The sequence below is a fragment of the Streptomyces eurocidicus genome, assembly GCF_002891295.1.
Classification (GTDB): domain Bacteria; phylum Actinomycetota; class Actinomycetes; order Streptomycetales; family Streptomycetaceae; genus Streptomyces; species Streptomyces eurocidicus.
The window spans coordinates 142783-157463 of sequence record NZ_LGUI01000011.1; the positions used below are offsets into that span (position 1 = coordinate 142783).

The window sequence follows — 14681 nt, forward strand, 5'->3', positions numbered from 1 at the left end:
GGGCTGACGAGACCATGCAGATCCACAAGTACGACACCGTCATCGTCGGCGCCGGTGGCGCCGGCATGCGCGCGGCCATCGAGTCGACCAAGCGCAGCCGCACCGCGGTGCTGACCAAGCTCTACCCCACCCGCTCCCACACGGGCGCCGCGCAGGGCGGCATGGCCGCCGCGCTGGCCAACGTGGAGGAGGACAACTGGGAGTGGCACACCTTCGACACGATCAAGGGCGGCGACTACCTGGTCGACCAGGACGCCGCCGAGATCCTGGCGAAGGAGGCCATCGACGCGGTCCTCGACCTCGAGAAGATGGGCCTGCCGTTCAACCGCACCCCGAACGGCACCATCGACCAGCGCCGCTTCGGCGGTCACAGCCGTAACCACGGCGAGGCCCCGGTCCGCCGGTCCTGCTACGCCGCGGACCGCACCGGCCACATGATCCTCCAGACGCTGTTCCAGAACTGCGTCAAGGAGGGCGTGGAGTTCTTCAACGAGTTCTACGTCCTGGACCAGCTGATCACCGAGGTCGACGGCGTCAAGAAGTCCGCCGGCGTCGTCGCGTACGAGCTGGCCACCGGCGAGATCCACGTCTTCCAGGCGAAGGCCGTCATCTACGCCTCCGGCGGCACCGGCAAGTTCTTCAAGGTGACCTCCAACGCGCACACCCTCACGGGTGACGGCCAGGCGGCCTGCTACCGCCGCGGCCTGCCGCTGGAGGACATGGAGTTCTTCCAGTTCCACCCGACGGGCATCTGGCGCATGGGCATCCTCCTCACCGAGGGCGCCCGCGGCGAGGGCGGCATCCTTCGCAACAAGGACGGCGAGCGCTTCATGGAGAAGTACGCGCCCGTCATGAAGGACCTCGCCTCCCGCGACGTCGTCTCGCGCTCCATCTACACGGAGATCCGCGAAGGCCGTGGCTGCGGCCCCGAGGGCGACCACGTCTACCTCGACCTCACCCACCTGCCGCCGGAGCAGCTCGACGCCAAGCTCCCGGACATCACCGAGTTCGCGCGTACGTACCTGGGCATCGAGCCCTACACGGACCCGATCCCGATCCAGCCCACCGCGCACTACGCCATGGGCGGCATCCCGACCAACGTCACGGGTGAGGTCCTGGCCGACAACGACACCGTCGTGCCCGGCCTGTACGCCGCCGGCGAGGTCGCCTGCGTCTCCGTGCACGGCGCCAACCGCCTCGGCACCAACTCGCTGCTGGACATCAACGTCTTCGGCAAGCGGGCCGGCATCGCGGCCGCCGAGTACTCCGTCAAGGCCGACTTCGTCGAGCTGCCGGAGAACCCGGCGCAGCTCGTCGCGGACCAGGTCGAGCAGCTGCGCAACTCCACCGGCAAGGAGCGGGTCGCCGAGCTCCGCAAGGAGCTGCAGGAGACCATGGACGCCAACGTCATGGTCTTCCGCACCGAGCAGACCATCAAGACGGCCGTCGAGAAGATCGCCGAGCTGCGCGAGCGCTACCGGCACGTGTCCGTCCAGGACAAGGGCAAGCGCTTCAACACCGACCTGCTGGAGGCCATCGAGCTGGGCAACCTGCTCGACCTGGCCGAGGTGATGGCCGTGTCCGCGCTGGCGCGCAAGGAGTCCCGCGGCGGTCACTACCGCGAGGACTACCCCAACCGCGACGACGTCAACTTCATGCGGCACACCATGGCGTACCGCGAGGTCGACGCGGACGGCACGGACTCGATCCGCCTCGACTACAAGCCGGTCGTCCAGACCCGCTACCAGCCGATGGAGCGTAAGTACTGATGAGCACCCCGACGCTCGAGAAGAGCGCGGCCTCGGCCGAGTCCGAGGCCCCCGCGCACCTGATCACGGTCACCTTCCGGGTCCGCCGGTTCAACCCGGAGATCTCGGACCAGGCGACCTGGCAGGACTTCCAGCTGGAGATCGACCCCAAGGAGCGGGTCCTCGACGGCCTCCACAAGATCAAGTGGGACCACGACGGCACGCTGACCTTCCGGCGTTCCTGCGCGCACGGCATCTGCGGCTCCGACGCGATGCGCATCAACGGCAAGAACCGCCTGGCGTGCAAGACGCTGATCAAGGACATCAACCCGTCGAAGCCGATCACGGTCGAGCCCATCAAGGGCCTCACGGTCCTGAAGGACCTCGTGGTCGACATGGAGCCGTTCTTCCAGGCGTACCGCGACGTCATGCCGTTCCTCATCACCAAGGGGAACGAGCCGACGCGTGAGCGCCTGCAGTCGGCCGAGGACCGCGAGCGGTTCGACGACACCACCAAGTGCATCCTGTGCGCCGCGTGCACGTCGTCCTGCCCGGTGTTCTGGAACGACGGGCAGTACTTCGGCCCGGCGGCCATCGTCAACGCCCACCGCTTCATCTTCGACTCGCGTGACGAGGCCGGCGAGCAGCGGCTGGAGATCCTGAACGACAAGGACGGTGTGTGGCGCTGCCGCACGACGTTCAACTGCACGGACGCGTGCCCGCGTGGCATCGAGGTCACGAAGGCGATCCAGGAGGTCAAGCGCGCGCTGATCACGCGTCGCTTCTGACCATCCGGTCGGGTTCTGTACGGCGAGGCCCTGTCCCCTTCCCGGGGGGTGGGGCCTCGCCGTCGTGCGGGAGGGTTTTCCCCTACCCGCCCCTTCCCGAATGTCCTCAAGCTCCCCCAGCTACCTCCCCCAGCTACCGCTGGGGGTGCCCCCAGGAGGTGCCCCCAGACGGGCTGAAAATCAGCCCGTCCGGCGCTTGAGGACCGGGGTCCGGGGCGGAGCCCCGGGTCGGGAAGGGGCGGGGTGGGGAAAAAGCCCCGCGCAGCGGCCACCCGCCCCGCCCGAACCCCTCAGGCCAGCACAGCCCGCAGCTGATCCAGCCCCCAGTCCAGATCCTCCTTGCTGATCACCAGCGGCGGCGCGATCCGGATCGTCGAGCCATGGGTGTCCTTGACCAGGACCCGCCGGTCCATCAGCCGCTCCGAGATCTGCCGCCCGGTGCCCTTCGCCGGGGCGATGTCGACCCCGGCCCACAGGCCGCGCCCGCGTACCGCCTCCACCGCGCCGCCGCCCACCAGCAGGCCCAGCTCCTGGTGCAGGTGCTCGCCGAGCTCGGTCGCGCGCTGCTGGAACTCGCCGGACCGGAGCATCGCCACGACCTCCAGGGCGACCGCGCACGCGAGCGGGTTCCCGCCGAACGTCGAGCCGTGCTCGCCGGGCCGGTACACGCCGAGGATGTCGGAGGAGGCCACCACGGCCGACACGGGCACCACGCCGCCGCCGAGCGCCTTGCCGAGGACGTACATGTCGGGGACCACGTCCTCGTGGTCGCAGGCGAACGTCCGGCCCGTGCGGCCCAGACCGGACTGGATCTCGTCGGCGATGAACAGCACCCCGCGCTCGGCCGTCAGCCGCCGTACGCCCTTCAGATAGCCGGGCGGCGGTACGAGCACCCCGGCCTCGCCCTGGATGGGCTCCAGCAGCACCGCCACCGTGTTCTCGTCGACGGCCGCCTCCAGCGCGGCGAGGTCGCCGTAGGGGACGATCTCGAAGCCCGGGGTGTACGGGCCGTAGTCGGCGCGGGCCTCCTCGTCCGTCGAGAAACTGATGATCGTGGTGGTGCGGCCGTGGAAGTTGTTGTCGGCCACGATGATCTTCGCTCTGCCGTCCGGCACGCCCTTGACCCGGTAGCCCCACTTCCGGGCGGTCTTCACGGCCGTCTCGACGGCCTCCGCACCGGTGTTCATCGGCAGCACCATGTCCTTGCCGCACAGCGCGGCCAGTTCCGCGCAGAAGTCCGCGAAGCGGTCGTGGTGGAAGGCGCGTGAGGTGAGCGTCACCCGATCGAGCTGCGCCTTGGCCGCGTTGATGAGCCTGCGGTTGCCGTGCCCGAAGTTGAGCGCCGAGTATCCGGCCAGCATGTCGAGATAGCGACGGCCCTCCACATCGGTCATCCACGCACCCTCCGCGTACGCGACGACGACCGGCAACGGGTGGTAGTTGTGCGCGCTGTGGGCCTCGGCGGCGGCGATGCTGCGATCCGTGGATGTCACCGTGTGCTCCGTTCGGTATTGCGGGCATGCTGTTACTGAGCTTTCTACTACCCCGTCCGCACCGCCGGACCGAGTCCGTCGCGGCACCTGAGAGAATGTGCGCATGGCCCTTGATCGTCCGCGCGCTCTCTCAGGTATCCAGCCCACCGCAGGCTCGTTCCACCTCGGGAACTACCTCGGTGCCGTCCGGCAGTACGTCGCCCTGCAGGAGACCCACGACGCCTTCTACATGGTCGTCGACCTGCACGCGATCACCGTGCCGCAGGATCCGAAGGAGCTCCGCGCCAACACCCGCACCGCCGTGGCCCAGCTGCTGGCCGCGGGCCTGGACCCGGACCGCTGCACCCTCTTCGTGCAGAGCCATGTGCCCGAGCACGCCCAGCTCGGCTGGGTGATGAACTGCCTCACGGGCTTCGGCGAGGCGTCGCGGATGACGCAGTTCAAGGACAAGTCGGCCAAGCACGGCGCGAGCCAGACCACGGTGGGCCTGTTCACGTACCCGATCCTCCAGGTCGCCGACATCCTGCTCTACCAGGCGAACGCGGTTCCGGTGGGTGAGGACCAGCGTCAGCACATCGAGCTCACCCGCGACCTCGCCGAGCGCTTCAACACCCGCTTCGGCGACACCTTCACCATGCCCGCGCCGCACATCGTGCGCGAGACGGCGAAGATCTACGACCTCCAGGACCCCTCGGCGAAGATGAGCAAGTCGGCGTCGACCGCGAAGGGCCTGATCAACCTGCTCGACGAGCCCAAGGTCTCCGCCAAGAAGATCAAGAGCGCCGTCACCGACACGGACACCGTGATCCGCTTCGACGCCGAGGAGAAGCCGGGCGTCAGCAATCTGCTCACCATCTACGCCACGCTGACCGGCACGACAATCGCGGATCTGGAGCAGAAGTACGAGGGCAAGGGCTACGGTGCGCTCAAGACCGACCTCGCCGAGGTCATGGTGGACTGGGTGACCCCCTTCCGCGCCCGTACGCAGGAGTACCTGGACGACCCGGAGACGCTGGACGCCGTCCTCGCCAAGGGCGCCGAGAAGGCCCGCGCGGTCGCGGCCGAGACTCTCGCACAGGCGTACGAGAAGGTGGGCTTCCTGCCCGCCAAGCACTGACCGACGCACCGGAGCGTGCGCGCGGGATCATCCCCCCCGCGCGCACGGGACCAGCGGACCTGGCACCAGATGTGGCACAGCCGTCACACTGGCCACGGGGACTTACAGGCGCACAGGAGGGAGAACGCAGTGGGGACCGTAACGCTCGGCGTTTCGATCGCGGTCCCGGAGCCTTACGGCAGCTTCCTCCAGAAGCGCCGCGAGGGCTTCGGCGACCCGCACGCGCACGGCATCCCCACCCACGTCACCCTCCTGCCGCCCACCGAGGTCGACGCCTCGTCGCTGCCCGCCGTCGAGGAGCACCTCGCCGGCGTCGCCGCGCTCGGCCGCCCGTTCCGGATGCGGCTGTCCGGGACCGGCACCTTCCGCCCGCTCTCGCCCGTGGTCTACGTCAACGTGGTCGAGGGCGCGTCCTCCTGCGCCTGGCTCCAGAAGCGCGTCCGGGACGCCTCCGGGCCCGTCGCCCGCGAGCTCCAGTTCCCCTACCACCCGCACGTCACCGTCGCCCACGGCATCGCCGAGGAGGCCATGGACCGGGCGTTCGAGGAGCTCGCCGACTTCGAGGCCGCCTGGACGATCACCGGCTTCGCCCTCTACGAGCAGGGCGCCGACGGCGTGTGGCGGCTGGAGCGCGAGTACCCCTTCGCGGACGGCGGCGACGGCGACCCCGCGTCCGCCGTACCGCGCCAGTCGGGCGCCACGCGCCCGCCCGCGGCCTCCCGGTAGCCCCAGGTCACCCCGCGTGCCCGGGGTCCCGCCGGGTACGCGTACAGCTGCCCGTCGGCGCTCGCCGGAGCCCTGTGGATGGTAGGTGTTGACCATGGAATGGCTGACCCGGCTGCCCGTGATCGGGCCCTTGATCACCCGGCTGACGCGCACCCACGCGTGGCGCTCCTACGAGACCCTGGACCGGGTGAAGTGGACCCGGCTGGCCGCCGCGATCACCTTCACCAGCTTCCTTTCGCTGTTTCCGCTGGTCACGGTGGGTGCGGCGATCGGTGCGGCGGTCCTCAGCAAACAGCGGATGCATGAGCTGGAGCAGAAGCTCGCCGAGCAGGTGCCCGGCATCTCCGGCCAACTCGACCTCAGCACGCTCGTCGACAACGCCGGCACCGTCGGGGTCGTCGCCGGCGCCCTGCTGCTCTTCACCGGCCTCGGCTGGATCGGCTCCCTGCGCGAGTGCCTGCGCGCCGTCTGGGAGAAGGAGGAGAGCCCCGGCAACCCCGTCCTGCTCAAGCTCAAGGACGGGGCGGTGCTGCTGGGCCTCGGCGGGGTCGCCCTGGTGTCCTTCGGCTGCTCGGCGTTCGCCACCGCGGCCGTCGGCTGGGTCGCCGACCGGGCCGGTCTGAACGGCATCGGCGGGCTGCTGACGGCGGCAGGCTTCTGCATCGCCGTCCTCGCCGACTTCCTGCTGATGCTCTACGTCCTGTCCCGGCTGCCCGGCGTCCTGCCGCCGCGCCGCCGGCTCGTGGTGGGGGCGCTGCTCGGCGCGGTCGGCTTCGAGGTGCTGAAGCTGCTGCTCAGCGGGTATCTGCAAGGGGTCGCGGCGAAGAGCATGTACGGCGCGTTCGGCACCCCGATCGCGCTGCTGCTGTGGATCAACTTCACGGCGAAGCTCACGCTGTTCTGCGCGGCGTGGACGGCTACGCCGTCGAAGACCACGGACTGACGGGGGCCGTGGGCCCCACCCCTTCCCGCCGCATCCGATGTGCGGCTCCGCCGCGCGGGGGCTCCGCCCCGGACCCCGGTCCTCAATCTCCCCCAGCTACCGCTGGGGTGCCCCCAGGAGGTGCCCCCGGACAGGCTGAAAATCAGCCTGTCCGGCGCTTGAGGACACCACGCGGAGCGCGGCAGGGTCCCGGGAGGCCCTTGGCCCCCGCGCTCAGCCCCGCCGCCCACGGCCCGGCAGCGGATGCCGCCGGTGCACCACGAAACCGCCCACGGCCAGCACCGCCAGCGCGGCGCCCGCGATCCCGACGGCCGTCCACATGCCGCCGCCCGAGCCCGCGACGGACGCCTGGGCGTGCTGGGTGGCCTGGTCGGCGCGGCCGTCGCCGGGCTTGTCCGCGGCGCCCCTGGGGGGCACGAGGACGCCGACCGGCTGGACGTGGCCGGCCGCCTCGAAGCCCCAGTCGAGGAGCTCGCGGGCCTCGGTGTAGACCCGGTGGGGCTCGGCCGTCTCCGGGTTCATCACCGTGACGAGGAGCTTGCGGCCGTCGTGCTGGGCGACGCCGGTGAAGGTGTTGCCCGCGTTGGTCGTGGAGCCGTTCTTCACCCCGGCCATGCCCTTGTAGGGCTCGTTCCCGGGCATGCCCTCGCCGGTCAGCAGCCGGTTGGTGTTCACGATGGCGAAGCTGTCCCGCTTCTTGCCGGGCTTCTCCTCACCGGGGAACTTCGCCGAGACCGTGGCGCAGTACTCCCGGAAGTCCGCCTTCTGCAGCCCGGAGCGGGCGAACAGCGTCAGGTCGTACGCGCTGGAGACCTGCCCGTCGGCGTCGTAGCCGTCGGGGGTGACGACGTGGGTGTCCTTCGCCTGGAGGTCCTCGGCGTGCGCCTGCATGTCCGTGACGGTCCGGGAGACGCCGCCGTTCATGGCCGACAGCACTCGCACCGCGTCGTTCCCGGAGCGCAGGAAGACGCCCAGCCACAGGTCGTGGACGGTGTAGGAGGAGCCCTCCTTGACCCCCACGGCGCTGCTGCCCGCGCCCATGCCCGCGAGGTCCGAGGGCACCACCTTGTGGGTCTGGTTGCGGGGCAGCTTCGGCAGCACCGTGTCGGCGAAGAGCATCTTGAGGGTGGAGGCCGGGGGCAGCCGCCAGTGGGCGTTGTTGGCGGCGAGGATCTCCCCGGACTCGGCGTCGGCCACCAGCCAGGAGCGGCCGCTGAGGTCCTTCGGCAGCTGGGGGGCGCCCGGCCCGCGCCGCACCTGCGGACCCGGTTTGCCCAGCAACTCGCCGCCCACCGTGGACATCTGAGCGGGCGGAACCTTGGGGGCGCCCTTGCCGTCGGCCGGGTTGTCGGCGTGGGCGGGCGCGGCGGTCATCAGCGGGAGGAGCAGCGAGGCGGTCGCCGCGAGGGCGGCTCCGTAGCGTCCCGCCGCGGCGTACCGCGGGGGGTGTGATGTCGTCGTCGGCACGTCCGTGAACGTACCCCGCCGCCCGCACCGGCTAGTCGCTGCCTCACCGGGACGGACCCGTGCCGAGGACCCGATAGGACCAGTGCCGGAGACCGAACGCATACTGAAACCCATGCTGAGTTCTTCCGGGGACGCCTCGCCGGCCCCTCGCCCGTCCGGCCGCGCGGCCACGCTGTCCCGCCCGGTGTCCTGGTTCCTGCTCGCCTTCGGGGTGTGGAGCTGGTTCATCTGGATCACCTTCGCGAAGAATCTATGGAAGGACGGCAGCGGGCTCGCCTTTGACGACGCGGGTGACCCCACCGCGTACTTCTGGGTCCACCTCGCGCTCGCGGTCACCTCGTTTCTTCTGGGGACGGCCGTCGGGCTGATCGGGTTGCGCGGCGTACGGGCGTTGCGGCGCACGTCATAGACGGGTCGCACGACCGCCGTCCCCATGCCCCGTAGATGCCCCGCGGCGGCGTCGCGCAGCGGGGCGGAGCCGGTGGTTCCCCGGACCGGGTGACGATCACTTGGCCTATTCCTGGGACGTATGCGCATTCGTATGTTTGAGTGATGCGCATCACTGGGCGGAGGGGGCGCGGGGATGCGTGGGGTCCGGGTTCGGACAGGTGTGCTGGGTGTGGTGCTGCTGTTCTCGGGTGCCACGGGCTGCGGGCTGATGCCGTCGGGGGACGGCGACCGGGGGCCCATCACGGTGGGCACGACGGACGCGGTCACCGGGCTCGACCCGGCGGGCACCTACGACGTGGGCTCCTGGGCCCTGCACAGCAACGTCTACCAGTCGTTACTGACCTTCACGCCGGGCTCCTCCGTCCCGGTCCCGGACGCGGCCGAGCGCTGCGGCTTCCAGGGCCAGGACTTACGCACGTACGCCTGCACCCTGCGCGAGGGCCTGAAGTTCACCAACGGCCACGACCTGACCGTGGACGACGTGAAGTTCTCCTTCGACCGGATCGGCCGGATCAAGTCGAAACAGGGGCCCGGGTCGCTGCTGGACACCCTGGCGGACGTGCGGACGGCCGGCCGGGCGGTCACCTTCCGGCTGCGGGTGCCGGACGCCACGTTCCCGTTCAAGATAGCCACCGGCGCCGGGGCGATCGTCGACTCCCGGACCTACCCCGCGGACCGGCTCCGCGAGGGCGCCGCGGTGGACGGCTCCGGCCCGTACGTCCTCAAGGATTACCGGCAGGGCCTCAGCGCCGAGCTGCGGCCCAACGACCGCTACCGCGGTGCCGTGCGGCACAAGGGCGAGCCCGTGACCGTCCGGTACTACCGGGATCCGGCGGCGCTGGCCCAGGCGTGGCAGCGGCGCACCGTCGACGTGGCCGGCCGCCAGCTGCCGCCCGCCGTGCTCGCCGGGCAGTCCCCGTCGGACACCGGCGTGAAGATGATGGAGACCTCGGGGCCCACATCCCGCTCGATGGTCTTCAACCTGCGCGACGGCTCGCCCGTGAAGGACGTGGCGGTGCGCAGGGCCGTCGCCGCCGTCGTCGACCGGACGGCGCTCGCGCGCGACATCCACCGCCGTACGGTCGAGCCGCTGTACTCCCTCGTCCCGCAGGGCCTCACGGGCCACGCCACATCCTTCTTCGACGCCTACCCCGAGCCGGACCCCGGGCGCGCCCGGACCCTGCTGCGGCAGGCGGGCATCACCGCGCCGGTCCGCTTCGGGCTGGCCTACTCCCAGGGCGCCGCCACCGACGAGGAGGCGGCCCTGCTGAAGAAGCAGCTGGAGGCCACGGGCCTGTTCGAGGTGACCACGCGGCACGTGGAGTGGAAGGAGTTCCTGGAGGGCTACGCCCGCGGGGCCTACGACGCGTACTGCGTCACCTGGGTCGCGGACTTCCCCGACCCGGACACCTTCATCACCCCGCTCGTCGGCGAGGGCTCCGCCCTCCACTCGGGCTACGCCAGCCCCCGGGTCGACAGGCTCATCCGCGCCGTCCAGCGGAACTACCAGCGCGGCCGGGTCGCCGAGGACGTCCGGGAGATCCAGCGGATCGTCGCCGAGGACGTACCGCTGCTGCCGCTGTGGCAGAAGAAGGAGTACACCCTCGGCGAATCCGGTGTCTCCGGCACGCAGTATCTGTCGGACGGCACGGGGATCCTGCGGCTGTGGGAGCTGGGCAGGATCTGACGGGCCGCCCGGCAGGCCGTGCGGGCCGCTCAGAGGCCGTGCCGGTCGAGGAAGGACGTGATCAGGCCGCCCCACTCGGCGGGCTTCTCCGCCATCGGCACATGGCCCGTCGCGATCTCGGCGTACTCGGCGCCCGGGATGTGCTCGGCGAGGAAGCGGGAGTTCGCGGGCGAGGCCAGGGTGTCCTGGAGGGTGGCGACGACGAGCGTCGGCACGGAGATCCCGGCCAGGTCGCCGGTGGTGTCCGTGGACTGTACGAGGGCCGCCTGGTCCGCGGCCCCGGCGGGGACGCCCGAGGCCAGCAGCTTGTAGAAGGCGTCCAGGTCCCCGGTGGGCACGGCGTTGAAGAAGTCCTCGCCGAAGCCGGAGAGGGCCACGAAGCGGGCGAAGGTCTCCAGGTCACCCTCGGCCAGGAGCTTCTGCCAGATGTCCAGGGAGGCCAGCAGGCGGTTGTCGGCCTTGGCCAGCCCCGCCGTCAGCACCAGGCCGCGCACCCGCTCCGGGTGGCGGGCCGCCGTCCGTACGGACACCAGGGTGCCCATCGAGTAGCCGATCAGGGTGAACGTCTCCAGGCCGGCCGCGTCGGCCGCCGCGATCAGCGCGTCGGAGAGACCGTCGGCCGTCAGCGGCTCCGCCGAGCGGGGCGTGGCACCGGAGCCGGGGAAGTCGGGGGCCACCACGGTGTGGCGCTCGGCCAGCGCCGGGATGATCGGCAGGTAGTTGCCCTCGATGCTGCCGCCCGCGCCGTGGGCGAGCAGGATGCCGGGGCCGGAGCCGTGGACGGTGGTGGCGAGGGGCGCGGGAATCTGTGTCATGGCCGAGAGGTTGCCGTATGACATCAGTGTCAAGGTCAAGCCCGGGGGATCCGCACATGCGCATAGGTGAGCTGTCACGTCGTACCGGGGTGAACCCCAGGCTCCTGCGCTACTACGAGGGCCAGGGCCTGCTCACCTCGGAGCGGGACGCCAACGACTACCGCCGCTACGGGGCGGACGCGGTCGAGCGCGTGACCCGCATCCGCGAACTCCTCGCCGGTGGCCTCACCACGGAGGCCATCCGTGACCTCCTCCCGTGCGCCCAGGGCGGCCCGGGCCTCCTGGCCTGCGACCACTCCGTGGGGGTCCTGGACGGCCAGCTGTCCCGTGTGGAGGAACAGATGGCCGAGCTCGCCCGCAGGCGCGAAGCCCTGCTGGACGTGGCATCGGCGATGCGGCCGGAAACCCTCGGCGCGCCCGGCGCCTGACGAGGGGAAACCGAAGGTTTAGCCGGCGGAGAGTCCGCCACCCCGTATCTCGTCGACGAACGCCGACCAGGCGGCCGTCGACGGCGTGATCGTGGGGCCGTCCGGGCGCTTACTGTCCCGGACGGGGACGGCGCCGGAGGGCGCGGATCCGGGGGCCCATTCGACGCAGTTGCCGCCGTTTCCCTGGCTGTAGCTGGACTTCAGCCACCCTGCGCGGGGGAAGTCTCGGGTGGTGCTCATGGGTGTGCGCCTCCATTGCGTACCGGATGAGGGTCAGTGAGTCGGTGGGTGCCAGGGCATCAGCGCGTAGGCGCTCATATGCCCCACGTGCTTCGGCTACCGCTTCCGCCGCGTCGTCCACCTGCCCCCGTTGGTATGTCTCCTCGTACAGGACATCAGTTCCGTCCTGTCGCGTCAGTACGATAAACGGCACCCCTCTTGAGGGCGCCTCCGCGCTGAACGGAAGAACTTGAAGCGTTACGGGGGGTAGCTCGGACGCCGCCAGCAGGTGCCGGAGCTGCTCCCGCATGGCGCCTCGGCCACCCACGCCGGACCATAGAACCGACTCGTGAAGGATCACCCAGAGCTGGGGCGGGTTGGGGCCGTCGAGCACATCCCGCCGCCGCATGCGGTCTTCCACCGCTTTCTTGATGGCAACTGCTGAATCCTGCGGGCGGGCGGACCTGTAGACCGCTTCCGCGTACTCCGGCGTCTGGAGTATCCCCATGACGAACGCGTTGGAGTAGTCGCAGATCCTCAGGGCCTCCCGTTCAAGCTCAAGGTACGGAATGAACCACACGGGGTTGCCCGCGTCGGCCGCCCGCTGTCTCATCCGCGCGTAGGTCCCGGGAGTACCGAACACGCGATCGCACTGCTCGGCGAACTGGGGGCTCGCCAACTGCTGCCCTGTCTCGACCTTGCTCACATACGGCTGCCCGCAGAGCAGCTTGGCGGCGAGCCCCTGCTGCGACCAGCCCGCTGCCTCCCGGGCGCACTTGATCTCCTTCCCGAACTCCTTAGCCGGCAGCTCCGGATCATCGGCCATGCGCTCAACTCCCCTTATTCCAACTCCGTTTGGCATAGAAGAAAGCCTGGTCAGCGTAGCGGCACCGAGGGAACCTAAGCCTCACGGTTGATGCCCGCTCCGCATGAGCGGGACACGCGGAAGGCTCGAACAGATGACGCACAAGGCAGACGGGTACCCCATCGGCGCACCGGTGGTCGACACGCGCGGCAGCGTCGTGGCGGTCACCCGGGAGAGGGACGTCAACTTGCGGCGCTACTGGGTCAGAAGTGCGCTTACCGGCCGGGAGTGGTGGGCCCAGGCAGATGACCTGCGCCCCGCGACCGCGGAGGAGCGGGAGGAGTCCGGTACGCAGAAAGGCGGACATACAAGCGACCAGCCCCCATACACAGCCACTTCAGAGGACCATCACCAGCATGACTGACGAGAGGCTAAGCGGATGGCGACTCAGTGCAGTGATTGCGGCGGATCCGGTACCAAAATGGTGCAGCGCGCCCACTCCATCGAGGACAACCCCGGTGGCTCGGAGTACGAAGAGCAGCAATGCGGCACGTGCGACGGGTCGGGCTGGGTCGACGCCGGCAGCCGGTAATGACTGAGATGGAGTGCCCCGGCCCGCACCAGTTCTGTAAGGGGTGCAGGGGGCAGGGGACGGTTCAGTTGCCCACGCTTTTCGTGAGTCGGTCCGGGGACGCAGGGGAACTGATGGCGTCCCACAAGTGCATGGCGTGTCATGGGCGCGGGTTCTTCTGCAAGGAAGGCCCGCCGTGCACCGGCAAGCACCAGGACGGGACACCAGCCATCGCGCCGGACGCCGTTCCGCCCGTGTGATTTTGCAATACCGCTCGCCCGTGCGCTCCTCCCCCGCGGCGTGCGGGCGGGGGCTCGGGCCAAGGGCCGGGGGCCGGGGGCCGCCGCCATCCGTCCCTTCCCTCTTTGTCCTCAATGGCCGGAGGGGCCGGTTCCGGTGGGCCGGGTCACGGAAAGTCCGGCCGCCGGGCCTACAGTCGACGCGTGCTCCTCGGGATGTTGTGCGCGCTCGGCTCCGCCGTCTGCTTCGGTACCGCGTCCGTCCTCCAGGCCGTCGCCGCCCGGGCCTCCGCCCCCGGCACCGGCTCGGGCGTGGACCCCATGCTGCTGTGGCGGGTGCTACGGCAGTGGCGCTATCTGACGGGGCTCGCGCTCGACGCGCTCGGGTTCGCGCTGGAGCTCGTCGCCCTGCGCAGCCTGCCCATCTACGCCGTGGGCGCGGCCCTGGCCGCGAGCCTCGCGGTGACCGCCGTGGCCGCGTCCCGGCTGCTCCACACGCGGCTGAGCGGAATGGAGTGGGCCTCGGTGTGCGTGGTGTGCGGCGGGCTGGCGCTGCTGGGCCTGGCCTCCGGCGCCGAGGGCGACCGCACGGGCGGGACGGCGCTGCGCTTCGGGGTGCTCGCCGTCGCGGCCGGGGTGCTGCTGCTCGGCGCCGCGGCCGGCCGACTGCGCGGGCGGCCCCGGCGGCGGCCCTGGGCCTGGGCGCGGGCATCGGCTTCGGCGTGGTGGAGGTCGCGGTCCGGCTCCTCGACGACTTCTCCCCCGGCGCGCTGCTCACGAACCCGGCGGCGTACGCGCTGCTGCTCGGCGGCGGCGCGGCGTTCCTCCTCCTCACGTCGGCGCTCCAGCGGGGGTCGGTGACGGCGGCGACGGCGGGCCTGGTGCTCGGCGAGACGCTGGGCCCGGCGGTGGTGGGGGTGGTGTGGCTGGGGGACCGTACGCGGGTGGCTCCGCTGGCGGTTCTGGGGTTTGGGTTGGCGGTGGTGGGGCGTTGGGGTTGGCGCGGTTCGGTGAGGCGGGGTTGATTGACGGGGGTGGGGTGCGGGTGGGTGGGCGGTGCGGGTTGCCGCTGCGCGGGGCTTTTTCCCCACCCCGCCCCTTCCCGAACGGGGCTCCGCCCCGGACCCCGGTCCTCAAGCGCCGGACGGGCTGAAATCAGCCCGTCCGGGGGCACCTCCTGGGGGC

The 14681-nt window shown here is 70.8% G+C and carries 12 protein-coding genes and 2 pseudogenes; 9 read left to right on the plus strand and 5 right to left on the minus strand.

What is annotated here, in order from left to right; translation table 11 throughout:
* Positions 1-14 precede the first annotated feature (14 nt).
* Both sdhA and AF335_RS28525 read left to right on the plus strand, forming a co-directional pair.
* Complete coding sequence (gene sdhA / locus AF335_RS28520) at positions 15-1769, plus strand: succinate dehydrogenase flavoprotein subunit (RefSeq protein WP_102921316.1); 1755 nt, start codon at positions 15-17, stop codon at positions 1767-1769.
* Positions 1769-2536, plus strand: a complete 768-nt coding sequence (locus AF335_RS28525) for a succinate dehydrogenase iron-sulfur subunit (RefSeq protein WP_087926630.1) — start codon at positions 1769-1771, stop codon at positions 2534-2536. The genes sdhA and AF335_RS28525 overlap by 1 nt, the downstream gene beginning before the upstream one ends.
* Positions 2537-2826: 290 nt before the next feature.
* On the opposite strand, the gene rocD is transcribed toward AF335_RS28525, so the two are convergent.
* Positions 2827-4029: an ornithine--oxo-acid transaminase gene (gene rocD, locus AF335_RS28530; RefSeq protein ID WP_102921317.1), complete on the minus strand. Its 1203-nt coding sequence runs from the start codon at positions 4027-4029 to the stop codon at positions 2827-2829.
* Positions 4030-4132: 103 nt separating this feature from the next.
* On the opposite strand from rocD, the gene trpS reads away from it, so the two are divergent.
* From trpS to AF335_RS28545, 3 genes are all read left to right on the plus strand, one after another.
* A complete protein-coding gene (gene trpS, locus AF335_RS28535; RefSeq protein WP_102921318.1) occupies positions 4133-5146 on the plus strand; it encodes a tryptophan--tRNA ligase in 1014 nt (337 codons plus the stop codon).
* 129 nt (positions 5147-5275) lie between these two features.
* Complete coding sequence (locus AF335_RS28540; protein WP_184743382.1) at positions 5276-5872, plus strand: 2'-5' RNA ligase family protein; 597 nt, start codon at positions 5276-5278, stop codon at positions 5870-5872.
* A gap of 94 nt (positions 5873-5966) precedes the next feature.
* Positions 5967-6815, plus strand: a complete 849-nt coding sequence (locus AF335_RS28545) for a YihY/virulence factor BrkB family protein (RefSeq protein ID WP_102921320.1) — start codon at positions 5967-5969, stop codon at positions 6813-6815.
* Positions 6816-7028: 213 nt separating this feature from the next.
* On the opposite strand, the gene AF335_RS28550 is transcribed toward AF335_RS28545, so the two are convergent.
* On the minus strand, positions 7029-8189 hold the full coding sequence (locus tag AF335_RS28550; RefSeq protein WP_324187907.1) for a D-alanyl-D-alanine carboxypeptidase family protein: 1161 nt from the start codon (positions 8187-8189) through the stop codon (positions 7029-7031).
* A 205-nt stretch (positions 8190-8394) separates the two neighbouring features.
* Here AF335_RS28550 and AF335_RS36030 point away from each other — a divergent pair, with 205 nt between their 5' ends.
* Together AF335_RS36030 and AF335_RS28555 are read left to right on the plus strand one after the other, a co-directional pair.
* On the plus strand, positions 8395-8691 hold the full coding sequence (locus AF335_RS36030; protein WP_228772892.1) for an SCO4848 family membrane protein: 297 nt from the start codon (positions 8395-8397) through the stop codon (positions 8689-8691).
* Positions 8692-8865: 174 nt separating this feature from the next.
* Positions 8866-10419, plus strand: a complete 1554-nt coding sequence (locus AF335_RS28555) for an ABC transporter substrate-binding protein (protein ID WP_102921322.1) — start codon at positions 8866-8868, stop codon at positions 10417-10419.
* Between the two features lie 29 nt (positions 10420-10448).
* On the opposite strand, the gene AF335_RS28560 is transcribed toward AF335_RS28555, so the two are convergent.
* Entirely contained in the window at positions 10449-11234 is a 786-nt protein-coding gene (locus tag AF335_RS28560) for an alpha/beta fold hydrolase (protein WP_102921474.1), read from the minus strand.
* A gap of 56 nt (positions 11235-11290) precedes the next feature.
* Between AF335_RS28560 and AF335_RS28565 the strand changes: the two genes are divergently transcribed.
* Entirely contained in the window at positions 11291-11662 is a 372-nt protein-coding gene (locus AF335_RS28565; RefSeq protein ID WP_102921323.1) for a MerR family transcriptional regulator, read from the plus strand.
* Positions 11663-11680: 18 nt separating this feature from the next.
* Here AF335_RS28565 and AF335_RS36500 read toward each other — a convergent pair.
* Both AF335_RS36500 and AF335_RS28575 read right to left on the minus strand, forming a co-directional pair.
* Positions 11681-11815 (minus strand): annotated as a pseudogene (locus AF335_RS36500) (DUF397 domain-containing protein); the annotation flags it as partial.
* Positions 11772-12707, minus strand: a complete 936-nt coding sequence (locus AF335_RS28575) for a helix-turn-helix domain-containing protein (RefSeq protein ID WP_102921325.1) — start codon at positions 12705-12707, stop codon at positions 11772-11774. The gene AF335_RS28575 and the pseudogene AF335_RS36500, both read right to left, overlap by 44 nt.
* 1005 nt (positions 12708-13712) lie before the next feature.
* On the opposite strand from AF335_RS28575, the pseudogene AF335_RS28590 reads away from it, so the two are divergent.
* Positions 13713-14649 (plus strand): annotated as a pseudogene (locus tag AF335_RS28590) (DMT family protein).
* Positions 14650-14681 lie beyond the last annotated feature (32 nt).

Bases quoted from the DNA above. Each gene is read 5' to 3' on its own strand.
- sdhA (WP_102921316.1), top strand. From the start codon at position 15: ATGCAGATCCACAAGTACGACACCGTCATCGTCGGCGCCGGTGGCGCC.
- AF335_RS28525 (WP_087926630.1), top strand. From the start codon at position 1,769: ATGAGCACCCCGACGCTCGAGAAGAGCGCGGCCTCGGCCGAGTCCGAG.
- trpS (WP_102921318.1), top strand. From the start codon at position 4,133: ATGGCCCTTGATCGTCCGCGCGCTCTCTCAGGTATCCAGCCCACCGCA.
- AF335_RS28545 (WP_102921320.1), top strand. From the start codon at position 5,967: ATGGAATGGCTGACCCGGCTGCCCGTGATCGGGCCCTTGATCACCCGG.
- AF335_RS28550 (WP_324187907.1), bottom strand. From the start codon at position 8,189: ATGACCGCCGCGCCCGCCCACGCCGACAACCCGGCCGACGGCAAGGGC.
- AF335_RS36030 (WP_228772892.1), top strand. From the start codon at position 8,395: ATGCTGAGTTCTTCCGGGGACGCCTCGCCGGCCCCTCGCCCGTCCGGC.
- AF335_RS28555 (WP_102921322.1), top strand. From the start codon at position 8,866: ATGCGTGGGGTCCGGGTTCGGACAGGTGTGCTGGGTGTGGTGCTGCTG.
- AF335_RS28560 (WP_102921474.1), bottom strand. From the start codon at position 11,234: ATGACACAGATTCCCGCGCCCCTCGCCACCACCGTCCACGGCTCCGGC.
- AF335_RS28565 (WP_102921323.1), top strand. From the start codon at position 11,291: ATGCGCATAGGTGAGCTGTCACGTCGTACCGGGGTGAACCCCAGGCTC.
- AF335_RS28575 (WP_102921325.1), bottom strand. From the start codon at position 12,707: ATGGCCGATGATCCGGAGCTGCCGGCTAAGGAGTTCGGGAAGGAGATC.